The organism is Aliterella atlantica CENA595 (assembly GCF_000952155.1).
Taxonomy (GTDB): Bacteria; Cyanobacteriota; Cyanobacteriia; order Cyanobacteriales; family Chroococcidiopsidaceae; genus Aliterella; species Aliterella atlantica.
Window position 1 is genome coordinate 1 of record NZ_JYON01000041.1, and the last position, 21,480, is coordinate 21,480.

General features: G+C 43.4%; 24 protein-coding genes and 2 pseudogenes. 11 read left to right on the top strand and 15 right to left on the bottom strand.

All coding sequences use genetic code 11. The features are described from left to right. A partial coding sequence (locus UH38_RS23380) for a WD40 repeat domain-containing protein (protein ID WP_045057120.1) occupies positions 1–1,523 on the top strand: 1,523 nt, incomplete at its 5' end. A 499-nt stretch (positions 1,524–2,022) separates the two neighbouring features. On the opposite strand, the gene UH38_RS27520 is transcribed toward UH38_RS23380, so the two are convergent. The 6 genes from UH38_RS27520 to UH38_RS26495 all read right to left on the bottom strand — a co-directional run bounded on the left by UH38_RS27520 (position 2,023) and on the right by UH38_RS26495 (position 5,423). Beyond that, positions 2,023–2,193: a hypothetical protein gene (locus UH38_RS27520; protein ID WP_200892595.1), complete on the bottom strand. Its 171-nt coding sequence runs from the start codon at positions 2,191–2,193 to the stop codon at positions 2,023–2,025. A 143-nt stretch (positions 2,194–2,336) separates the two neighbouring features. Beyond that, complete coding sequence (locus tag UH38_RS23385) at positions 2,337–3,356, bottom strand: hypothetical protein (protein ID WP_045057121.1); 1,020 nt, start codon at positions 3,354–3,356, stop codon at positions 2,337–2,339. After that, positions 3,353–3,586 (bottom strand): hypothetical protein, encoded by a 234-nt coding sequence (locus tag UH38_RS23390; protein WP_045057122.1) that lies wholly within the window; start codon positions 3,584–3,586, stop codon positions 3,353–3,355. The genes UH38_RS23385 and UH38_RS23390 overlap by 4 nt, the downstream gene beginning before the upstream one ends. Positions 3,587–3,673: 87 nt before the next feature. Beyond that, complete coding sequence (locus UH38_RS27525) at positions 3,674–4,570, bottom strand: hypothetical protein (RefSeq protein ID WP_045057123.1); 897 nt, start codon at positions 4,568–4,570, stop codon at positions 3,674–3,676. Positions 4,571–4,730: 160 nt separating this feature from the next. Further along, entirely contained in the window at positions 4,731–4,982 is a 252-nt protein-coding gene (locus UH38_RS23400) for a hypothetical protein (RefSeq protein WP_144405766.1), read from the bottom strand. Between the two features lie 189 nt (positions 4,983–5,171). Continuing rightward, complete coding sequence (locus tag UH38_RS26495; protein WP_144405767.1) at positions 5,172–5,423, bottom strand: hypothetical protein; 252 nt, start codon at positions 5,421–5,423, stop codon at positions 5,172–5,174. On the opposite strand from UH38_RS26495, the gene UH38_RS23405 reads away from it, so the two are divergent. The 3 genes from UH38_RS23405 to UH38_RS23415 all read left to right on the top strand — a co-directional run bounded on the left by UH38_RS23405 (position 5,424) and on the right by UH38_RS23415 (position 7,770). Further along, on the top strand, positions 5,424–6,134 hold the full coding sequence (locus tag UH38_RS23405) for a hypothetical protein (protein ID WP_045057125.1): 711 nt from the start codon (positions 5,424–5,426) through the stop codon (positions 6,132–6,134). A gap of 76 nt (positions 6,135–6,210) precedes the next feature. Next, complete coding sequence (locus UH38_RS23410) at positions 6,211–6,657, top strand: hypothetical protein (protein ID WP_045057126.1); 447 nt, start codon at positions 6,211–6,213, stop codon at positions 6,655–6,657. 183 nt (positions 6,658–6,840) lie between these two features. Beyond that, positions 6,841–7,770: a DUF5895 domain-containing protein gene (locus UH38_RS23415; protein WP_052672550.1), complete on the top strand. Its 930-nt coding sequence runs from the start codon at positions 6,841–6,843 to the stop codon at positions 7,768–7,770. A 265-nt stretch (positions 7,771–8,035) separates the two neighbouring features. Here the strand turns inward: UH38_RS23415 and UH38_RS26500 are convergent, their stop codons facing one another. Then, entirely contained in the window at positions 8,036–8,245 is a 210-nt protein-coding gene (locus UH38_RS26500; protein ID WP_144405768.1) for a hypothetical protein, read from the bottom strand. Between the two features lie 114 nt (positions 8,246–8,359). Here UH38_RS26500 and UH38_RS23425 point away from each other — a divergent pair, with 114 nt between their 5' ends. The 3 genes from UH38_RS23425 (at position 8,360) to UH38_RS23435 (ending at position 9,536) form a co-directional block, all read left to right on the top strand. Continuing rightward, positions 8,360–8,746, top strand: a complete 387-nt coding sequence (locus UH38_RS23425; protein ID WP_045057128.1) for a nuclear transport factor 2 family protein — start codon at positions 8,360–8,362, stop codon at positions 8,744–8,746. A gap of 93 nt (positions 8,747–8,839) precedes the next feature. Beyond that, a complete protein-coding gene (locus UH38_RS23430; RefSeq protein ID WP_045057129.1) occupies positions 8,840–9,316 on the top strand; it encodes a PIN domain-containing protein in 477 nt (158 codons plus the stop codon). Further along, positions 9,309–9,536 (top strand): hypothetical protein, encoded by a 228-nt coding sequence (locus UH38_RS23435; RefSeq protein WP_045057130.1) that lies wholly within the window; start codon positions 9,309–9,311, stop codon positions 9,534–9,536. Before UH38_RS23430 ends, UH38_RS23435 begins: the two co-directional genes overlap by 8 nt. 114 nt (positions 9,537–9,650) lie before the next feature. On the opposite strand, the gene UH38_RS26955 is transcribed toward UH38_RS23435, so the two are convergent. From UH38_RS26955 to UH38_RS23465, 6 genes are all read right to left on the bottom strand, one after another. Continuing rightward, the gene (locus UH38_RS26955) at positions 9,651–9,902 is read right to left on the bottom strand and encodes a hypothetical protein (protein WP_045057131.1); all 252 of its coding nucleotides are present in this window, start codon (positions 9,900–9,902) and stop codon (positions 9,651–9,653) included. 311 nt (positions 9,903–10,213) lie between these two features. Further along, positions 10,214–10,681, bottom strand: coding sequence for a hypothetical protein (locus tag UH38_RS23445; protein WP_045057132.1), 468 nt, complete (start codon positions 10,679–10,681; stop codon positions 10,214–10,216). A gap of 45 nt (positions 10,682–10,726) precedes the next feature. Then, positions 10,727–10,960, bottom strand: a complete 234-nt coding sequence (locus UH38_RS23450) for a hypothetical protein (RefSeq protein ID WP_045057133.1) — start codon at positions 10,958–10,960, stop codon at positions 10,727–10,729. A 212-nt stretch (positions 10,961–11,172) separates the two neighbouring features. Then, a complete protein-coding gene (locus UH38_RS25720; protein ID WP_200892596.1) occupies positions 11,173–11,379 on the bottom strand; it encodes a hypothetical protein in 207 nt (68 codons plus the stop codon). Between the two features lie 233 nt (positions 11,380–11,612). Beyond that, positions 11,613–12,128 carry a DUF1993 domain-containing protein gene (locus UH38_RS23460; RefSeq protein WP_045057135.1) on the bottom strand — a complete coding sequence of 172 codons (516 nt, stop codon included), beginning with the start codon at positions 12,126–12,128 and terminating at the stop codon, positions 11,613–11,615. 180 nt (positions 12,129–12,308) lie between these two features. Further along, the gene (locus UH38_RS23465; RefSeq protein WP_045057136.1) at positions 12,309–12,992 is read right to left on the bottom strand and encodes a hypothetical protein; all 684 of its coding nucleotides are present in this window, start codon (positions 12,990–12,992) and stop codon (positions 12,309–12,311) included. 408 nt (positions 12,993–13,400) lie between these two features. On the opposite strand from UH38_RS23465, the gene UH38_RS23470 reads away from it, so the two are divergent. Then, complete coding sequence (locus UH38_RS23470) at positions 13,401–13,997, top strand: pentapeptide repeat-containing protein (RefSeq protein WP_200892597.1); 597 nt, start codon at positions 13,401–13,403, stop codon at positions 13,995–13,997. Between the two features lie 186 nt (positions 13,998–14,183). On the opposite strand, the gene UH38_RS27990 is transcribed toward UH38_RS23470, so the two are convergent. After that, positions 14,184–14,312, bottom strand: coding sequence for a hypothetical protein (locus UH38_RS27990; RefSeq protein ID WP_268748914.1), 129 nt, complete (start codon positions 14,310–14,312; stop codon positions 14,184–14,186). Between UH38_RS27990 and UH38_RS25725 the strand changes: the two are divergent. Then, positions 14,306–14,488 (top strand): annotated as a pseudogene (locus tag UH38_RS25725) (IS1 family transposase); the annotation flags it as partial. The gene UH38_RS27990 and the pseudogene UH38_RS25725 sit on opposite strands and share 7 nt — an antisense overlap. Positions 14,489–14,501: 13 nt before the next feature. Here UH38_RS25725 and UH38_RS28390 read toward each other — a convergent pair. After that, positions 14,502–14,656: pseudogene (locus UH38_RS28390) on the bottom strand (MBL fold metallo-hydrolase); the annotation flags it as partial. A 325-nt stretch (positions 14,657–14,981) separates the two neighbouring features. Between UH38_RS28390 and UH38_RS23475 the strand changes: the two are divergent. Then, complete coding sequence (locus tag UH38_RS23475) at positions 14,982–20,765, top strand: AAA family ATPase (protein ID WP_235355393.1); 5,784 nt, start codon at positions 14,982–14,984, stop codon at positions 20,763–20,765. Then, positions 20,762–21,391, top strand: a complete 630-nt coding sequence (locus UH38_RS23480) for a response regulator (RefSeq protein WP_045057137.1) — start codon at positions 20,762–20,764, stop codon at positions 21,389–21,391. The genes UH38_RS23475 and UH38_RS23480 overlap by 4 nt, the downstream gene beginning before the upstream one ends. Positions 21,392–21,480: the final 89 nt, after the last annotated feature.

Sequence of the window (21,480 nt, forward strand, 5' to 3'; positions counted from 1 at the left end):
CAGGACACAAAGGTGAAGTTAATAGTGTCAGTTTCAGCCCTGATGGCGAGACGATTGCCTCCGCTAGCAGTGACCAAACTGTTAAGCTCTGGAAACTGGATGGCACACATCTTACAACCCTTACAGGGCATACTGATAAATTTAATAGCGTCAGCTTTAGCCCTGATGGCAAGACGATTGCCTCCGCTAGCAGTGACCAAACTGTTAAGCTCTGGAAACTGGATAGTAAAGAGAGCAAAGATTTCACAACTCTCAAGGGAGATACCGATCAGGTTTGGAGCGTCAGTTTCAGCCCTGACGGTAAAACAATTGCAACCGTTAGTAGTGACAAAACTATTAAACTCTGGAACCAGGATGGTGCTTTGCTAAAAACTTTAAAGGGACACACCGATCGGGTTACGAACGTCAGCTTTAGTCCTGATGGTAAAACAGTTGCGACTGCCAGTTATGACAAAACAATCAGACTTTGGAAAATTGGCAGCTTACCCTCGGTTTTGCAGGGGCAGCAGGGGCATACTGATGAAGTTTACAGCGTCAGCTTCAGCCCTGATGGTAAAACTATTGCTTCAGCAAGTCGGGATAAGACCGCAAAACTTTGGAGTTGGGACGGTAAGGAAAGTAAACCTCTCACAACACTTACAGGGCACACTAATCGGGTTTGGAGTGTCCGCTTCAGCCCGAAGAATAGTAAGACAATTGCGACTGCCAGTTGGGACGGTACTATTAAACTCTGGAGTTGGGATGGTAAAAAAAGCGAGGAGTTGGCAACCCTTGGTGGAAATGGTAAGAAGGGTCACGCTGGGTCGGTCTTCGGCATCGCTTTTAGGCAACAGGACGGTCAAACGATTGCTTCGGTTGGCAGTGACAAAAATGTTGTACTTTGGGACTTGAAAAACAAGACGATGAAGCAATGGAAGAGCGGACATAAAGCTAATGTGGTAGATGTGAGTTTCAGCCCAGACGATAAAATGATTGCCACTGCTAGCGATGATAAAACTGCCAAACTTTGGAACTATTCAGATGGCAAATACCTTAGAACATTGCAGGGGCAGCAGGGGCATCTCGATGAAGTTAATGGTGTAAGTTTCAGCCCAGACGGTAAAATGATTGCCACTGCTAGCGATGATAAAACTGCCAAACTTTGGAACTATTCAGATGGCAAATACCTTAGAACATTGCAGGGGCACAATGAGCGGGTTATGAATGCCCGTTTCAGCCCGAACGGTAAGATGATTGCGACCGCTAGTTTTGATCGCACTGTCAAACTCTGGAAACCGGACGGTACCTTGCTCCAAACTTTGTCAGGGCATAACGATTGGGTTTGGGATGTAAGTTTCAGCCCGAATAGCAAGACACTTGCCTCAGCCAGCAGAGACAAAACTATTAGGCTCTGGCACCTTGATAGTATTAAACAGCAATCTTCAAATATAGATAGTCTACTTACAGATGGTTGCAAGTGGCTACATGATTATTTGGTAACTAACCCTAATATAGAGAACAGTAATCGCCATATTTGCGATTGATAGTCTTCATTGCTCTAAATCTTGGTTTCTGGAGCTTCCTGTTGTCGTTGCTGTTCCTGAATTATCTCCCTTCTATAAAAAAATTGTTAAAGGGTAGCAAATTATACCTTCTATTCTAGGGTAGAAGCAGGAAGTGAAACCCTGACGACATTAATATGTCTGATCTTGAGTAGGCAATCATTAAACCATTAATTCCAGCAATTCAGTCTGGTAGCTATCCCCGTTTTAGAAATATGTGCCAAATCGTCAAAGCCATGTTCGCTAATACAACGTACTGAGTGTGCATAACGCTTGTTTCTCCATGAATTCCCACATTGGCAAAGTGTGTATCATTACTTTCTTAGTTGGCGCAAAAGCTGGTGCATGAAGCAATACTCAAAAATATCATTTAAGGTACTGAGCTTGATGGATAGTTGTATCCTGACTGTGAAGAATGCAAACCTTGACTGAACATTAGATGCCTTAAAGGGCTTAGTATTTAGCGAGCGTAGCTTAAAAATTATTTTTCTTTCCCACATGACCGCAGTAAGCCAAATCTTACCTCAATCAGCTTGCCCACCAAGCAGCCATTAGTCTCAGAAATAGTATTTTCTTCCTCATCCTCAAACACGAGCGTTTGTACTATATTACGGACAGTGACTCTAGTATTCGGGTTGTCAATCAGTACCAAAAATTCCAGCCCGCACTTATCAGTAATTCTTTGCCGTTGAGCTAAGAATTGCTACCGCACTGCTCGTAGTTCTGCTTCTAGCTGGGCAATGCGCCTTTTGAGGATGCGATGGTCGCTAACTTGACCGCCGCTATCGTTATCGCTCATAGCGTTTCTCCTCCAGTTGCAATGCACTCAATCTCAGCCCATGACAAAGAACGCAACTGACTCCACAGCCCTTGAGTACCGCCAACCAAATGCACCATAATATCTCCATCATGCGACCTGGAGTATTCCATTAATCGGCGCTTTGTTGCTTCATCCGCCCATTCTTTCCAACCGAAAAACGTACAAGGCGGCGCAGCTTCCTCAGATGGCACACCCTCCTTCAGAGCCTTGACTAGCACACCCGTCAGGTTGCACCGCCAGTTTTCTTGTACTGCAATTTTTAGCCGTTCGAGCGCTGAGGGAAAATTAGCCCAATACTGTGCGATCGCGGCTTTGACTTGGATGTTTGTTTGCACCTGAGGCGATAGTCGAGATATTTGGGTACAAGCAGTCTCTAACTCTTCCTGGGTAGGCTTGGTAGTACATTCCTGTTCGCGGCGAGGTAGATCGTCAGACTTTTCTTTTTTCCAACTAGCCGATGATTGTGCGGGTAGTTCAGTCTTCTTATTTTCTTCCCCAGCAGCAGGCAGATTGTGTTCTGTTGTTGTTGAGGAAGAACTAAGACTAAGACCTCTGTATGTTGTCTGATTTTCTGCTATCGGCTGCCTAATTTCAGACTCCTGACTATCTGATTTTCGGTACTCGGCTGTCTGATTTTCGGCAGGGGCAAAGGGCGCTAGTTCCTGCTTGAGTTTGTCAAAGTCAATCGAGTAAGCCCAAATGTTATCTGTTGCCCACCTTCTGTAAGGCGCTTTCTTGAGTATGCCCATTTCGCATAAATCCTTGAGGTGGCGAAATACCGTATCTCTGCAACAGCCCAGCGCCTCGGCTAGTTCTTGATTGACGACGTAAACCCAAGGTGGCTTACCTGCTTTGAGCTTGTGATGAATCCAACCATCCAGCCACGACAAAATATATGCCTTGAATTTCTTAACTCCCCTGAACCTACTTAGGTATTCAGTCAGAATGTTAGTCGGGTGCTGCACCGCGCCCAAGACTGCGGAGATAAAGGTCATGGTTTCACCTCCTCTATGCGATCGCCTGTTTCGGGGTTGATGACCCAAAATACGGCTTGGCAACTGCACTTGTAGATAATGCCGAAGTAGTCATGCACTCCAGAGACAACGCCAAAGCGATCGCACCTGGAGCAGCGGTATTTTGATAGGTCGCTTTGGATCTGCTTGTGTATGCTGGTTAATTCGTCTAACCCTTGGCAAATGGAGCCAGGGTCATTGCTAAAATTCATACAATTCTCCTAAGACTGAGTAGGGTTTAACCGATGAAGCGAGTCAATAAAACAAAAACAATTGGCTAACTGGAAAAAGATAATTGCTCACTCACCAAGCAAAAACTGCCTCGACCCTTGACGCGCTGCCCACAAGCGATCTAGCTCTGGCACGTACTCGAATGGCACGAACTGACACGGGGCAGTAGTAATCCCAGGTTGGATAAGATGCTGTTTACCCATTGATTGCAGCCAATTGACTAAATCTTGCGGTTTCTTCATGCCGTAGCGTTTAGCAAGCTTAGTCTTGGACAGCCCCTCGAAGGTTTTGAGCGGCTTACCCGCTTGGTTCACCAGGATATTTTTCTCAAGGACAATAGGCGGCTGCTCTATGACTGCATCGGGTTTACCTAAGATCAGCCCCAACATTCCAGCGCCATGCATAGTGACGATGGCACTGGAGACTTGGATCAGGCGCTCTTGACTTTGGGCAGCAACGCTTTCCGAACGGGCAGCAGCTTCTCTAGCACGAGCTAACTCTAGCTCTAATTCTAGTTCTCTAATTCTTGCTGATTGAGCAGGGATAACTTTTTCAATCGCATCTAGCAAGCTAGTTCTGACTACTTTAGCTACAGCAGAATCTCTCAGAATCATCCCCAGTCTTAGTGCAGCGCGGGGAGTCCAGATTAGGGCTTGAGACGTTTCAGGGGGTAGTTGGATTAGGCAACGAGCATCCTTCAAAGCCTTAGCCCGCAATACTTTCACTCCATCAGCTTTAAACTCTTCCTGATGCGGTTTAATCAAAGGACGAACTGTACCAACTGGGACTTCATAGAACTGGGCTAACTGCTCCGTGGTTGCAGCCCCTACGCCTTTCCATACAGCGAAGTAAAGAGCTTTTACCTTATCTAAAATGCTTTGAGCATCCTCATGGGAAACCCGCTCAAGCTGGTGATCGCGAGCCGATTTTGACTCAACCAGTACACAGTCAGATATGATTGTCATGCCATGACCTCGTTGGTTTAACTAGGGTAGGTTGTGGTACAAGTGGCGATCGCTCCTCTCCCCAGAGTTATTGCGATTGCTACTTGTTTAGATTGAAAGTTAAAGATAAGAAGCTACTTGGAAAAAGAATTTTGTCAAAATCCCAACTAGCCATTTAATGTCAATCCTCCTGAAACTTTAAAAGATCACCGACACTAACTTCTTTGCCTGCCCATTTAGAAGCAAGTTGGGCAAGGACATACAAGTTTTTAAAATGACCCCTATCCAATCTTCCTTCTAAAGCTAGTCGCAAAGTATAGCGTCCAACTTCATACTCTGTGCCTTTAATCTCCTCATGGACTGAATTGACAGACTTGGGACTGCCATCAATATTTTTCAGCCAATACTCGGAAATGTCTACGTATACATTCACGCTCTGCTCAACTACAACGCTACAGAGCATATTGTCTCCTAAAAACTGACTATCTACTTCCTAGATACTAGCACATCAACAAACGACAGTCTACAGTTGACAGCCGACTAACGACTTGCTATAATATAAACATGGGAACAGGGAAACAAGACAGCCCCCACCCGAACGGAATCCAGAGTCTAAACGCAATTACAACAACAAAGCAGCAGAGCGCGGAACTGCCTCAACACCGCCCGTAACCTGATAACAGCGAAGCCAACAGCAGTAGCGGCGGTCAGAGGAGGAAACGCCCACGACAAGGCAGCCCATGCCCTGCGGACTCCCACATATAAAAGCTTTGTTGATTAAACAAGTTTCAAATACAGCAAAGCCTACAAGCGTATCAACTTTGACCGAGACGATCGCTTGCAGGCTTTGGTTCCTACATTCATAGGTAATCAAATGCTAACTCAAGACAAATCTTTAAAGCAAGTCAAAACCGAGCAATCCCAACGCGGCATCATCAATCCCAGTCGCCAAATTACTGAGGAAGACGAACTATATCTGCGTAACTATACGCTTGCAGCAGCAGTCATCAGTTGGGATCGAGGTACTTACAATACTCCAGCACAACTAACGCCAGCACAAATCACTAACATTGCCCTAACTGGCGATACAGTCTGGTATCAAATCGACTTCCATCAAGCAATCCCTATAGACATAGAAACTTTCCATACCTATCGCTTGCAGATACAGATAGATAAAGTAGAGCAACAACCAGCCGGATTTGCAGGAGATTCTGTTAGTTGTCAGCTACGACCCAATTCAGAATTAATTGCTGATTACGAGCAGGGCTTGCAACATGGGCGAAATGACGCAGCAGAGCAACTGCACCCCATATATGCAGAAGCTAGCTGTGAATACTCAGCAGGATATCTGCAAGGCTATAGGGGCAACCAAAACCCTCAACCAACTAAAGCACCAACCGCGCCTCCTAGTTGGTCAATAACTTATAACGATAAGTGGCAATGGTACACGGTATGGGTGGGCGATCGTGCCATTGGTAGAGCATCAAAGAGTGAGGAAGCCGAGCGTATAGCCCAGAAGTATGTCGCTACTGGGCAGCTTTGGCAGGAGCATCGCCAGCGAGTGTTAGCTGCATACGCTGGATAAAAGCGATCGCATTAGGCGCTCTTGATTTGGGGTTAAGAGCGCCGCTTGTACCTACTTATTGCATGCAAAACTCGATATGGATATTAACGAACTGACAAAGAACTTATGCGATCGCTCTGTTGCAATTGAGCTTATGACTTGGCTAAGGGAAAACGAACTACTGGCTGATAATTCTGGCGACATAACTAGCGATACCGAACTAGCAGAGATATTCGCTTTCCACAGCCCAGAAAAGGGCGAAATAGTAGCTCAGATTCACAAGCTATTGGCAGCAAGCAAACAATCAACCCTCACCGATGCAAATGTTGACACTTGGACTGCACTAATGTTCTCCAGGATGACTACATCTGCTCCCAGGAAAGCGCCAAAGCTAGCTGCTATCCTTTCTTGCTTGCCACAGGAGGAGAGGAATTTAATTTGCGTAGCATTGACTAGCTTATTGCAAGCAGAAGGCGAGGATTTTTTGATTACCGAGCAACAAGTAAATCTAGCTGCAAGCATCCTTTATGCGGTGAAGAAATAATCTGGAGCAACTATCTAAGAGCAAGAATTCTTTTTCCCAGTAGCTCAGTAATGCTGACTCAAAGCCAATATGCAGACATTAAATAGCGATGGTCACGTTCCCTTGACCGCCGCAGGCATCGCATACAAGTAACAGCAAACAACAGCGCAACCAATCACTACTCAAATCAACAGGAATAAAGCAATGAATAATGAACTTGAACGCGACGAGTTTATCAGCGATGAATATATCGACAAGAACGCCACCCTACCAACCGTAATCGTCTTGAACGACCAAATGCACTGCGGCTATTTCATCCCCGTCAGCACGATGGCAAAGTGCGGCTGGGTGGACTTCGATGAATCGCAGTTAATTAACCATACTTTCCGCTCAGGCGAGGTTGAGCAAGGGGTATTAATCCCCAATCCAAGAATGCTAGTTTGTCCGAAGACCGGACTCTACCAGTATGACGTGCAAGCTTCTTCCCAGCAAAGAAAAAGAGTGATCGTAGGTGAGTATGACGCAACACTCAAAGAGGATAAAAACATCAAGACCGAGCGTTTGTACTTGGTATTCTTCCTCGACCAAAACAATAATCCTTTGCATACATCACCACTCAAGTACGCAGCGCGAGGTGTAAATGGGGCAACGTTTGAAACCGAAAGACGAGCATTCAAAGCCGAGCTTGAGACTTGTCATGCTCTAGTAAATCAAGTGCCAGCCAAACCCAAAAATGACCGCTTCCATGCTTTGGGAGTGTTTTGCCTCACGGTGCAAGCAGAGCTAGTGGGCGAGAAGCAGAATAAGTCATGGTGCTGTAAAGCAGTTAGCCACGAACGACCTACTACGGAGAATTGGCGAGACTACTTCGTAGGCTACACGCAACTGAAAGAATATGCTTGGTCAGCATTAGAACCTGGTCAGCAGATAGATGTATTGTCACTTCCAGTATTAGAAGGGGAAGCCCAAGCAGTGGCACTTTTGCCTGGGGTTGAGCTAGATAGTGCCGAACCGAACTATCAGGGGCAGGTGATTAGCACTCGCTCGTCCGCAAGACTTGCACTAGATGAAAGTTATGAAGCAAAAAGAAGAACTGTGACGCTGGAAGAGGAAGATCCAGATGTTGGGTTTTGAATAAGCATTGATATGAAACAATGCTGCTGGGAAAACAAACTTCTTTTCCCAGCAGCGTTTCTTAATGGATACATGAAACACATAGGGGACTAGATGACATTCCTAGCTCCCTATTTTGTAGTAACAAAGCGAGAATCAATTATGCAAGAAATAAGTTTTGCCACTAAGCAAAGAAGCTTGTCACAATTGCAATACTATAAGGCTCACTATCAACGACTATATCCACAAGCAAAGCATCAAGGTAAAATCATTTTGCGTCATCACCTCAAGAAATTGAACGCGCAGATTGAACGCCAGCAAGACGAATCAGTAGATAATAGCTAAGGACTGTGCAGGCGATCGCAGAAAATAGGGTTGGCATTGAAGTAATGCAACTACTAGCGTCATAGTCATCGCTCCAGCAGATATGTCTGCGCCGACTATCGATTTGGATTTGGAGGCGATCGCTAACGGCACAAAATAAGCTATCAGCCAATAGTTAATTGCTGCTCTGTTTCCACTAACTACTTATTTCTTCTGCCATTCTCTACAAGGAATTACATTGATATGCCAGTAAAATCAGGGAAAATAAAGCTAGTTAGACAAAACTATGTCACAAGAAGCGCAACAAGCCGCGATCGCTCAATACTACGCTAGCCTAGCCGCTATGGATAGGGAAGGCTGGTTAGAAGTCCTAACTGCTGATGCTGTAATTTACGACCCAGTTGGTAAACCCCCTCTAAAGGTTAAAGAAGGCTCACCTAAATTTTTTGACTTGCTCTCTAGGTTCTACAAGCAATTTGAGATCGTGCAGGACTGTGTATTCATAGTCGATCGCAAAGCTGCTGTTAAATCGACAATGCAAGTTGTCGCCAAAAACGACCGCACTGCAAAGGCTGAAGGCATAAGTATGTTTGAATTTAACGAGCAGGGAAAAATTACTCTAATTGAGTCTTATTGGGACGAAGCTTACTTCAAGGCTAACTTAGCAGGGTAGCGGAAGTTTATTAGTTGTACAATTGCTGCAAAATCTAGCTAGTGCCAGCCTCAGTTGCTAGCGCTTTACCATTTGGAAAGATGACCCCTGCCAATGAGTCAGAGCTATAGAATTTACTTAGATGCCTGTTGCTTGAATCGTCCGTTTGACAACCAGGCACAGCCCCGCATAGCTTTGGAGAGTCAAGCAATTTTGACTATTTTGAGTCAATGCCAGCAAGGAGCCTGGAAACTCATAACCAGTGCCGCCTTAGATGAAGAAATAGCTCAAACCCCCGACTTAGAAAGGCTTAATAATGTAAGAATCATCCTGACGCTTGCTAAAATTAAGGTTGTCAGCAGTCAAGTTATTGAACGGCGGGCGATGGAACTACAAGGGCTTGGGTTTTCAGCTTACGATGCATTACATATCGCTAGTGCGGAGAGAAGCAGTACTGATATATTTTTGACTACTGATGACAGGCTACTTAAAAAAGCTCAACGCAATGCCGAGCGTATTAATGTAGCTATCAACAACCCCGTACAGTGGCTCTTACAAGCTACACAGGCTGAGGAAAACAACGATGACTAAAACACAGCAAGACATTATTAGACAAGGTTACAAAGCACTCGTTGATTCTTTAGGAGTTGTTAATGCCATTCGGTTTATGCAACACTTTAGCCCTGGTCAAGGGGATTATACTCAAGAGCGCCATCAGTGGCTAGAGCGCGTCCCTTTAGAAAATATTTTGGTAGGCATGAGCCAGCGTCGAGAAGACGATGAGACACAGTACGACGAAATTATTAAGTAGAAATCTCCTGCACATCCATTGCCCTACTCCAAAAACTATCAATAGAATGTTAAGGGCGAACGCAAACGCTTTACGACCATCTCGCTCTTACAGCAGACGATTTACCAGAACCTCTTAAGAAGCTGGAGATATAGCATAAACTAACTCCCCATCCCAGCCCAGTTCCATCAATTCCGGCTGGTGGTCAGCAGGAAATAGAATTTCGTGACGTTTTTTGCCATCCTCAATTCGCAGCACTTCAACACCGTCGAAAAACATTTGAATGGTTCTCGGTTGGTTATTCACAATTGGTATTATTAGTTGAGCGATTGCAATAAATAAGTTGCGGTTAGCTGGATCTTTGCACTGGGACGAAGGGTAAGTCAATCGAGGTTAACTTTTTGCAACATCCGACAAGTAGTTAGAAGGTAAGACATCTTGGAAACTATAAATCAGTAGGCATTGAAAGTTTCACAATAGCACAAGCTATAAACCACCTACTAAATAATAGCATTATTCTAAAACTAGCTAACTTAGAGATTTTTTTCGTTTTTTAATGCTTAATTTACTCAATTATTATTGATGGCTTTAAATAGTTAATAAATCTAGAGATTTGTTAGTTACAATTCAATAACTTTCACTTGTCTTTTTATATAAGATTATACTTAATACATCACCTATAAACTTACAGAGTTAGACTATACCTCATTTTTCAAAACTTCTTCATTATATAATAACTTTGCTGCTTTCATTAAAAATTCTTCTGCCCACTGTAATAGAACTATTACTTTTTTAAATCTAGTTGTTTCTTTTGGTTTCATTATTTTTAATAACTTTATTGCTTCTAAAATAATTCCCTGTAAAATAATACGTATATCTTCATTGAAGAAAGACCACATTAAACAAATTAAAATAAGTATTGATAAAATAAAGAAAACAAAACTTACTCCATATCCCAATCCAATCCATCCACACCAAACGTCAACAGCTACAAGAGCTAGATAAATTAAAAAGTAGAAAACTTTTCTTCCACTGAGTTTTCCAAATAATTTGTGTTCTTTTACCTCCTGTTCTATATTGGTACTCAAGTTTAGTAATTTATTATTTGCTTCAAGTTCTATAATAGTTTTAACTGCTCCTTGAAGAAGACAATTGTAATAATACATATCAAGGCAATAAAGTGCTATCCAACCTAAAGCTAAAAATAAAAATCAGGGAAATAAATATTTTGGCAGTTCGGCACTTTCTTTTAGTAAAGCAGTAGATATAGTACCTATAATGGCAATAGCCCCAAGTGCTTGAACTCTAAGCTTAATTAATAGCTCATTAAAATGCATAGCAATGTTTTCATATTCACGCCAAACTTGAAATATCTCTTTAAATTCTGGTTGTGACTTCTTTAATGAAAAATTATGTTTTTTATTTACAATATAGTGTAATGTCATATTAGACAAAAGTAAGATATATTCATATTAAATAATAATCAGTTATTAATGTCTCCCGTAAGAATACCTAAATATTAGATGTCTAGCTCCACTATCTAAATATTGATGAATAAGTCTGTTGTAAAAAAATGCCGAGTTCACAGTTAATTTACTTAAAATAAATCTTTCAATTCCTCCTAGCTATCCACTCCAGCCCTGCCCTAAGTGCAGCTTCAGCACTCTCCGTAGATTTTGCATTCCCCAAATACTGTCTCACCAGGGCTAATCAACCGGAATTGCCAGCAGTGAGCTTCGGTGTAAAAGACTATCAACGTAGTGCCGTCAATGCCAATAACGTGATAAATTTTAGCTTTGTCCAAGTGCGATCGCTCTACCCCAGTCCTATTGGTATCGTGCCTTAATTGTAGTTGGATGAACAACGCCCTTTGAAGCTAGCATACAAAACAATCATGCAAACTCTAGAAAATGCAGCATTCAACTTTAACAGCGAGGCAAGCTTAGAGGACTTTGTTTGGCAAAACTTACAGGAATTACTTAGTTTAAGCCCTCTTAATCGACAGCACTACATTAAGGGGCAGGTATGTGACATACTCGCAACTGCCTTGAACAAACAATTAGTAGTAATTGAACTTATTTTCCCTTCTTCAATGAATTAGCCCTCCGCCCTGATTAATGGCACTAAGTGCATCATGTAATCTCGTTTTCCAATTGGTACACCAGCCATACGCAGAATGTCATAAGCTGTGACCAGATGGAAGTAGAAGTTTGGAATGAGAAAGTCATTCACATAAGCATGACCAGAGAAATCGATGTAGAGGCTTTCACCCGAATAAATGCGTGTCGTTTCAGCTAACTTTGTGTCTTCAACGCGAATGCTCGATAGAAGTTCATTTGTGTTTGCGATATGTTCGTATGCCTGTCCAACAGATGTAACATCTGGATCTAAATTATCCGCAGGCTTACCGTCGCACCAAAGAGCAAAGTTGCGTGGTTGATTACAAGTGAAAGCAATCTGTGTGCCCAAGGGAAACATATCATTCGCAATGCGCTTTTGCAGGAATGACTCGTCATCACAAAAATGAGTCTGAGCTAACTTTAAGAGATGCTCAAGAGTTGCCAGGCGGCTCTGAAAGAGGCTTCGGATTAAATCTATATTCTGGTTTGGCATTTTGCGCTCCCCAAGACTTATTCTATGGATCTGAGCATAAATTTCAGCCCAACTATTTATTATGCGGAAACTTTCTATATAAATACCTCAAAGCGGGGGATGGTACGGAATTTTTGTCCATAACATTTATATTTGGGGATGAGCAGAAATTTCTCCGTGCAACTACCTCAAGTAAGCTGATTATCCCTCAACTGCTGCTTTGGACATACTATACTTACCTAGTTGCCCTCGATACCATTTGCCGCTCTTTGCTCCAACTGATAGGACGTTTGAAACACGTTCTCTAGCTGTGCTTCTTACTTCTTTGGGAATGTTACTGGTGAAGATGGCATCTATAATCGCGGCAATTTCTAGTACCTGCTCTGAATGCTCTTGCATAACTTGGGCTACAGCCTCCGATAGAGTAGCACCGTAAAACTCATCTTTGACATACTGCTGCCAAGTGTCGGGAGCTTTACTTGGTTTCTTAGCGGGTGCGGATTTTTTAGTTTGCTTATTGCTGGTAGCAGATGAGTTTTTCTTGGCTTGTTGCTTTTGAGGCTGTAGTGCTGGCGCTTCAGTAGTATCTGCATTGGCGCTGTTTAGCTCTGGGCTAGTTATATCCTGGTCAACTAGCGATCGCTCTGGTGTGGTAGATTCTACCTGTTGAATAGCAACAACTTCTAGTGGTTGCGCTGGTATTGCTACAGGTGTAGTATCGGCGGTATGTTCGGGGGCAAACATATCAATCACAGTTTTCAGGCTGTGGCGTTTCTCCCCAATTGATTTAAGTTGAGCGCTTAACTCAATTTCTTGGGCTGCTAGTTGGGCATCAGCTTCTAGTAGTTTGGCAACTGTAGGATTGGCAGGTTGGGAGTTTTGCACCGTAAGTATTAACTTGAATGAAATAATACAACCTTTATAGCTTACGTTAGGCAGTAAGATAATTCTCAACTTTAAATAGTTGTTTAGTTAATCTTGTTGATTTTAATCTGATCTTAATTCTCAGAAAAAAGAACTAAATATAGTCTTATCTAGGTTTTGACTTATAAATTATTCAACAATTCAAGGCAGAAATCTCAAACATGAATAAGAATTCTCCTGTATTTATGTTTACAATCAAACTTCAAATAATTTTATTCCTGAGCTAGAAGCGGAATATAACAGCAGCAATTAATTTATTGAAGTAGGTGTTGTTGACGAACAGCAATATTGTCATTAACAAGGAGCAATAGTTTCCAGCCTATGTTTGCTCAATTACTTGCAATTAGGCTGACTCATTTTATTTAAGCTATGTCAAATTCCCCAAAAATTGTCCGTTTATTTGCTGTATTGCCCCTAGTTACACTGGCAAATGCGTGTTCAAACGCAGCGCCCCCTCAAGCTGCACCCCAATCACCAAGAGTCTATGCGCTGATGGCACAAACTACACCAACTGCTGTCAAGTCTCAAGCATCATCCCCACCACCCTCAATAGTCAAGCGGTTGCTAGAAACAAAAAAATGTCCCAAGTGTGACTTAGAAGGAGCAGATTTAAAAGGAGCAAACCTAGAGGGTGCAGATTTAAGTGATGCTGACTTAGAAGGGGTAAACCTGGAGAAGGCAAATTTGAGTAAGGCAGACTTGGAAGAAGCAGACCTAGAAAAGGCTTCTTTGCAGGGGGCAAATCTAGTTGACGCAGACTTGGAAGAAGCATCTCTCAATCGGGCAAATTTAAGTCAAGCTAATCTCAACCGAGCAGAGTTGGAGGGAGCGGTTTTAGATCGGGCAAACCTAACTAGAGCAAACCTGAATCAGGCAGATTTAGAGGGAGCTAATTTGAATGCTACTACCTTGTCAGGTGCAACTTTTCAAGGAGCAACGATGCCTGACGGCACGATAAATAAATAAGTAGAGCTTTATTCGCAAACTCACTTAAGTACGTGTTAAACAAATCTCTGTTGCCATCGAGCGGCACTAGCAATTTTTAGGTACTTATGAGCAATTTTTCGACGTTAAGCTTTGGCTTGTTTCCTTACTGCCCGTAGTTTTGATTCTAACTGGGCTATACGTTTTTTAGTGGTTGTGTGCGCTCCATCATTGAGCAAAAGGAGTAAGAGCAAGCATCTGGTTCCAATCAGGTGCAACGAAGCCATGAACGCAACTACGACCGACTTCGGCTAGCCAGGTGAAGGTTGCTGCGACTAAATCGTCAATAAAAGACATATCATATAACACGAATAGAAGGGGAAAATACACGGTTGAGAAATTATCTAGCGCGACTTCATCGCAAAACACTATGCTATTCTAAGACCGAAATTATGCTGAGGCACTCGATAAAATTGTTACTTCATTACCTGAAACAGGTTACGGTTCCCCTGATTGTCTTATTCATTGTTTAATTCAGCAACGCCTCCATAAATGACGATACTGATTGGATGCACCCAAAAAATCTTTATGTTTCTGGGTAAAGTAGATCGCCTTTATTCCAAGTCTCGATTAGATGTAAATTGACAATCAATCCAAACAGCACCATCCTCAGTTTCAACGCGATAAGCAGCGTGTTTTAAACAAGAACCGTCGTTTTCATGAATCGTGCTCTCATTGGAGAAAATGTAGCGGTGCAGAATTCTGCCTTACTCCAAACCATAGAGGTTGAACCGTTGAGCAGAGCCAGCAGCAAACAAATTTGCCCAATTGTTCTATTTTTGGGAATTTGGCAAACGACACGAATAATATAATTTATGATAATGATACAAGTGATGACACTCATCGGCAGAGAGTTGTATGATTGCCCTACCTGGAGTCGCCATCAATAGCAAAATTTATGAGAGTGCGGCATCTCTAGTGTATCGAGGCATTAGAGAGTAAGACGGGCTGGCGATCGTCGTCAAACTGCTCAAGCAAGATTACCCATCTCCGCAAGAATTAACCCGCTATAGACAGGAATATGAAATTACCCGCTCCCTAAATGTCCCAGGAGTTGTAAAGGCATACAGCCAACAAAACTATCAACGCACGATCGCCACTCTCTTAGAAGATTTTGGAGGAGAATCTATCGAAAGATGGATGCGCCAACGTTCAGAGATATTCTGCCCAATGCCATTAGTCAATTTCTTTCGATTAGCCATTGACATTACAGAGATTCTGGGCAGAATTCATCACGCAAAGCTCGTCCACAAAGATATCAATCCTGGCAACATCGTCCTTAATTTGAATACTGGCGTTATCAAAATTATTGATTTTGGCATTGCCACCCGATTTAACCGCACAAATGCCACCTTTAAAAGTCCTCATGTATTAGAAGGTACGCTTGCCTACATCTCTCCTGAGCAAACGGGGCGGATGAATCGTTGGCTCGATTACCGCACTGATTTTTACTCGCTCGGCGTAACATTCTACCAATTGCTTACCGGACAACTACCATTCCCGACAACAGACATACTAGAGCTAGTTCATTGCCATGTTGCCAAATCGCCTATTCCCCCTCACGAATTGAATGCAGCGATCCCCAGACCAGTCTCAGACATCATCATGAAATTGATAGCGAAAAATGCGGAAGATCGCTATGGGAGTGCTTGGGGAATTAAAGCAGATTTAGAAATGTGCGATCGCCAATTTGCTCAAAGCGGTCGCATCGATTGCAGCCAATTAGGTCTTCAAGATTTTTCGGGGCAGTTTCACATTCCCCAAAAACTGTATGGACGAGAAGCCCAGATTGGAGCATTATTAGCGGCGTTTGATAGAGTAGCCCTCAGGGGGAATGAAGACAATGCTCAATTCAAAGTCGAAATGATGCTAGTCTCTGGCTATTCTGGAGTTGGCAAAACAGCATTAGTACAGGAACTTTATAAACCCATCACGGCAAAGCACGGCTATTTTATCTGGGGCAAATTTGACCAGTTTGAGCGCAATATTCCCTACAGTGCAATTGTCGATGCCCTGCAAAAATTGGTACAGCAACTATTGGGTGAACCAGACGAGCAGTTGCAACAGTGGAGAACTCGCCTGCTGACAGCATTGGGAAGCAACGGACAAATTATTATTGATGTCATCCCTGAAGTTGAGTTAATTATTGGCAAGCAGCCACCCGTACCCTCTGTTGGAGCAACCGAAGCTCAAAATCGCTTCAATCTAACTTTTCAAAAGTTTACGCGAGTGTTTTGTTCAAAGGAGCATCCCCTAGTCATTTTCTTAGATGATCTACAGTGGATCGACTCTGCAACACTGAAATTAATCGAGTTAATCTTACAGGGCGATCAAACCCCATATCTATTTTTGATTGGCGCATATCGAGATAATGAAGTGCATTCAACGCATCCACTGGCATTGACGCTCTTAGGACTGCGAAAAGGGGGGGCAGTGCTTCAGGAGATAATCTTGACACCCTTAACGTTAGAATCGTTGAGTCAGTTGATTGCCGAGACGCTAAATCGTAATCCTGACACCGTTCGTGATTTAGCCCAATTAGTGTTACGTAAAACCGAGGGCAACCCTTTCTTTGTTGGTGAGTTTTTGCGAATGCTGTATAGCGAAAATCTTCTGACCTTTAACGCGGAACACTTAAGCTGGCAGTGGAATACTACTCAAATTCAAGCCCGAAATATAACCGATAATGTGGTAGAACTGCTGCTGCTCCAGTTGAAGAAATTGCCAGAAGAAACACGGCAAATTCTCCGCTTAGCCGCTTGTGTTGGCTCCCAATTCGACTTAGAAACTTTAGCGATCGTTTGTGAAAAAACACCTAAAGTGATTTTCCAAAATTTACTAGCTGCAATACATGCTGGATTAATTCAACCTTTATCTGAATTAGACGAGGATTTGTTAGTTCAAGAGTATAAGTTTTTGCACGATCGCGTACAGCAAGCTGCTTATGCTTTAATTGATGAATCTCAAAAACAAGTCGTTCATCTCCAAATTGGTCGCAATTTACTCGAAAAAACTTCACTAGAGCAGCGATCGAAACGACTGTTTGAAATTGTCGATCATCTTAATTATGGAATTGAGTTGGTTAGCGATCGCGCATCACGAACTGAAATTACAAAATTAAATTTAATCGCAGGTCAGAAAGCCAAATCAGCAACCGCTTATGAAGCAGCGCTTCAGTATTTCAATATAGGGCTTAAACTCCTCAACTCAGAGAGTTGGCACGAGTATGACCTCACCTTGGCGCTGTACTCAGAGGCAGCAGAAGCGGCATATCTTCACGGCCGCTTTAGTGAGATGGAACAATTGGTAGAAGTGGTACTCAATCGCGCTAAAACAGCGATCGACAAAGTGCAGGTCTACGATAGCAGAATTCAGAGATATTTGTCACAGGGCAACCTGAAATCAGCACTAAAAATTGGCTCGGAAGTGTTAAAGCTCCTGGGAATAGATTTAACAGAAAATCCAAGTCAGGTAGATGTTCAAAGGGAATTGGAGTTAACTACTGCACTACTCGCTGAACGAGAAATCGAAGACTTGATTAATTTACCAGAGATGACTGCACCAGAAGCGCTAGCAGCAATGTCAATCCTAGCGAATATGGGGGCTGCTGCATTTATCGTATCACCAGCACTGGTAATACTGATTACTTGCAAAACGCTAAATTTATCAATCAACTACGGTAATGCTATCTGGTCATCACTGTATTATGCTGTCTACGGGTTTATTCTATGTGGAGTTGTTCAAGACATTGAACTCGGTTATAAGTTCGGCAAAATGGCTCTGAGTTTGGCAGAACGATTGAATACCCAAAAAGGAAAGGCTAAAGCATTAATGTTTTCGGGTGCCCACATCATGCACTGGAAGGTGCATCTTAGAAACACAATACCAATGCTGGCTGATGCCTATCAAAGTGGAGTGGAAACTGGAGACTTTGAATTTGCTGGTTATGCTGCCTATAACGTATGCTATAACTCGTTTTTTGCTGGTGAGGAACTCACCCAACTAGAACAAAAAACAGCAAACTACAGCAAAGCAATCGGTGAAATTAGACGAGAAAGCCCCTCGCATTGGATTGCAATGTTGTGGCAGACAATTCTTAATTTGTTAGATAGGTCTGAAAATCCCAGCCGTTTAATGGGTAGTGTATGTGATGAAGAGCAGGCGTTATCACATGCTATTGCAGTTAAAGATGGAACTGGAATTAGCCGCTTCTATTTATATAAAATTATACTGTGTTATCTATTTGGAGAATATTATCAAGCTGTACAAACCGCTGTTTTGGCAAGGCAACACTTTGAAGAGGTGACAGCAATAAAAGTTTTGCCTTTATTCTGTTTGTATCATTCTCTGGCGCTTTTGAGCCTACCGCTCAATGCTTCAAACTCTCAAAGAGCAGCTTGGCTAAGTAGTGTTAACGCCAACCAAGAAAAGATGCAGAAATGGGCAGAACATGCTCCAATGAATTATCTACATAAGTTTTATCTGGTCGAGGCTGAGAAAGCGCGGGTAAAAGGGCAATTTCTTGAGGCAGAGGAGTTTTATGAACGAGCGATATCGGGTGCTTCTGAGCATGAGTTCATTCAAGAAGAAGCATTAGCCTATGAGCTAGCTGCCAAATTTTATCTCTCTCGTGGTAGAGATAAAATCGCCCGAACCTACATGAAAGAGGCTTATTATTGCTACGATCGCTGGGGCGCAACCGCTAAAGTAAAAGACTTAGAAAAACGCTATCCACAACTCCTCAACACCAACCTAGTTCGGCAATCACATTCAATCGTGACCGATGAAACGATCCGTCGTCCGACTGCGGCGATCGATTTGGCGGCGGTGATGAAAGCGGCTCAAGCTCTCTCAGAAACGATCCATCTCGAGCGATTAATTGCCACGTTGATGCAGGTAGTGATAGAAAATGCCGGAGCTGAAACAGGCGCTCTGATTCTCCTGGAAGACGGCGATCGGCTCACTGTAGTGGCTCAATGCAGCAGAAGTAGACAGTGCGACCTGAAAAAGATCGCTGTTGCTAGCTGTGCAACAATTCCTATCTCCGTCATTCACTCGGTAGAACGCACATCTAACACTCTGGTGTTTGATGATGCAGTCAGCGAACCGTCTTTTTTAACCGATCCCTATATTCAACACCAACAAACGCGATCGCTCCTCTGTATGCCAATTTTCAAACAAAGCAAACAGATCGGAATTCTTTATCTGGAAAACAATCTTAGTACCGGAGTGTTTACCAGCGATCGCCTGGAAGTTCTCAAACTGTTGATTGCTCAGGCAGCTATTTCACTGGAAAATGCTCGATTGTACGAGCGGTTAGAAAACTATTCTGAAACACTGGAGATCGAAGTAGAAGAACGAACTCAAGCCCTGCAACAGGAAATTAGCGATCGTAAACAGGCAGAAGAAGCCCTACAGCGCAGTGAAGCCAAGTTTCGCAATATCTTTGAAAACTCCCAGGTCGGCATCTTCCGAACTCGCCTCTCGGATGGATTAAGTCTCGATGCCAATCAACGCCTTGCGGATCTGTTAGGCTTTAATTCACCCGATGAGATGATTGGGATCGTACATTCCACAGATCATTATGTAAATCTCAGAGATCGCCAACAAGTTGTTGAATTGCTCAAGCGTTATGGTGACCTGCAAAACGTTGAAATTCAGATGCGAAAACGAGATGGCACAGCATTTTGGGGACTTTACTCTTTTCATCTGAATGCAACCGATGGATGCATGGAAGGTGTGGTTACAGATATCAGCGATCGCAAACAGGCAGAAGCCGCGTTGCAATCTTCTGAAGCAGAACTGCGGGCGCTCTTTTCAGCCATCCCCGATCCAATATCTATCTTCAATGCTAAGGGGCAAATGATCTGTACGATTCAAGGAGATTCGTCCTATGCAGAAGAGTGTACTGGCAAAACGCTGCATCAACTTTTTGCCAAAGAACAAGCCGATGAATTTCTAAATTGCATTCAGCAGGTGCTGAGAACTCAACAAGTCCTCACTGTTGAATACAGTCACCGCATTGCTGGGCAAGAAATCTGGTTTTCGGCTCACATTGCCCCGATTCAAGGTGAGCAGGTGATGTGGTTAGCGCGAGATATTACGCTGCAAAAGCAAGCAGAAGCCGCCTCGATTTTGGAAGAACGTAACCGCATGGCACGAGAGATTCACGACACACTCGCTCAGGCGTTTACAGGCATTCTGGTTCACATGGGGGCTATTTCTCGATTAGCAAGAACTAACCCAGAAGCAATACCAACGCATATTGGGATCGTGCGCGATCTGGCTCGCAGTGGTCTGACAGAGGCTCGACGATCCGTTACGGCACTGCGTCCCCAATTACTGGAAGAGGGCAACCTATGGACGGCGCTGAAGCAATTTATCTCTAGTATGCAATCTTCAACTGAAACCTGCTTGATTTGTGAGATTGTTGGTACGCCTTATGCACTGCCCCCTGACACTGAAAATAATTTACTAAGAATTGGACAGGAAGCATTCACAAACGCAATTAAGTATGCTCATGCGAACGAGATCCGGATTGAATTAGTCTATGAATCCACCCAATGCTGCTTGCGAATTAAAGACGATGGACAAGGGTTTGAAGTTAGCAACATAACTCTAAGTCAGGGGTTCGGCTTACTAGGAATGAGTGAACGAGCGGAGCGCATTGGGGCACAGCTTTCAATTGACAGTCAGCCAGGGCAGGGAACAGAAGTAATTGTATCTGTGCATCGGGAGGCAGGCGTATGAGTCAGTCTGTATTAATCCGCATTTTGATTGTTGACGATCACTCCATTGTCCGCCAAGGACTGGCTGCGATGATTGAAAATGAGCTAGACATGACGGTGGTGGGGCAGGCGGGTAACGGGCAGGAAGCAATCGACCAATATCGACAATTACAGCCCGATATTACCTTGATGGATCTACGGATGCCGCAAATGAGTGGCGTTGATGCAACCTTGGCTATCTGTGCTGAATTTGCCCGTGCCCGCATTATTATTCTGACCACGTATGATGGTGACGAAGATATTTATCGAGGGCTACACGCTGGAGCCAAAGGTTATCTGCTCAAGGATGCTGAGCCGGATGCACTCCTCAATGCCATTCATATTGTTCACAGTGGGCGACAATATATCCCGCCTGAAGTTGCTGCCAAGCTAGTACAGCGGATGAAAGATCCAGAGTTGACCCAACGAGAGCAAGAGATAGTTCATCTAATGGCAGATGGTCTAAGCAATCATGACATTGGTGCTGCTTTGAATATTACTGAAAGTACGGTCAAATTCCACATCAACCGAATCTTGAGCAAATTGGGCGTGAGCGATCGCACTCAAGCCGTTGTCAAAGCATTGAAGCGAGGACTCACCAAGTTGTGACTGAACTTAAGTTCGGTTGCGGATTCGCTGTAGAGATAGGTTGCAACTGCCGTTTCATCTCTGCAAACACTCAACTCTGAGTTGGCGAC

Excerpts from the sequence above, each read along its gene's own strand:
- UH38_RS23450 (WP_045057133.1), bottom strand. The coding sequence starts at position 10,960 with ATGACATTACACTATATTGTAAATAAAAAACATAATTTTTCATTAAAG.
- UH38_RS23460 (WP_045057135.1), bottom strand. The coding sequence starts at position 12,128 with ATGCCAAACCAGAATATAGATTTAATCCGAAGCCTCTTTCAGAGCCGC.
- UH38_RS27525 (WP_045057123.1), bottom strand. The coding sequence starts at position 4,570 with ATGACAATCATATCTGACTGTGTACTGGTTGAGTCAAAATCGGCTCGC.
- UH38_RS23415 (WP_052672550.1), top strand. The coding sequence starts at position 6,841 with ATGAATAATGAACTTGAACGCGACGAGTTTATCAGCGATGAATATATC.
- UH38_RS23435 (WP_045057130.1), top strand. The coding sequence starts at position 9,309 with ATGACTAAAACACAGCAAGACATTATTAGACAAGGTTACAAAGCACTC.
- UH38_RS23405 (WP_045057125.1), top strand. The coding sequence starts at position 5,424 with ATGCTAACTCAAGACAAATCTTTAAAGCAAGTCAAAACCGAGCAATCC.
- UH38_RS23430 (WP_045057129.1), top strand. The coding sequence starts at position 8,840 with ATGAGTCAGAGCTATAGAATTTACTTAGATGCCTGTTGCTTGAATCGT.
- UH38_RS23425 (WP_045057128.1), top strand. The coding sequence starts at position 8,360 with ATGTCACAAGAAGCGCAACAAGCCGCGATCGCTCAATACTACGCTAGC.
- UH38_RS23410 (WP_045057126.1), top strand. The coding sequence starts at position 6,211 with ATGGATATTAACGAACTGACAAAGAACTTATGCGATCGCTCTGTTGCA.
- UH38_RS23445 (WP_045057132.1), bottom strand. The coding sequence starts at position 10,681 with ATGTATTATTACAATTGTCTTCTTCAAGGAGCAGTTAAAACTATTATA.
- UH38_RS23390 (WP_045057122.1), bottom strand. The coding sequence starts at position 3,586 with ATGAATTTTAGCAATGACCCTGGCTCCATTTGCCAAGGGTTAGACGAA.
- UH38_RS23385 (WP_045057121.1), bottom strand. The coding sequence starts at position 3,356 with ATGACCTTTATCTCCGCAGTCTTGGGCGCGGTGCAGCACCCGACTAAC.
- UH38_RS23480 (WP_045057137.1), top strand. The coding sequence starts at position 20,762 with ATGAGTCAGTCTGTATTAATCCGCATTTTGATTGTTGACGATCACTCC.
- UH38_RS27990 (WP_268748914.1), bottom strand. The coding sequence starts at position 14,312 with ATGTCTTTTATTGACGATTTAGTCGCAGCAACCTTCACCTGGCTAGCC.
- UH38_RS23470 (WP_200892597.1), top strand. The coding sequence starts at position 13,401 with ATGTCAAATTCCCCAAAAATTGTCCGTTTATTTGCTGTATTGCCCCTA.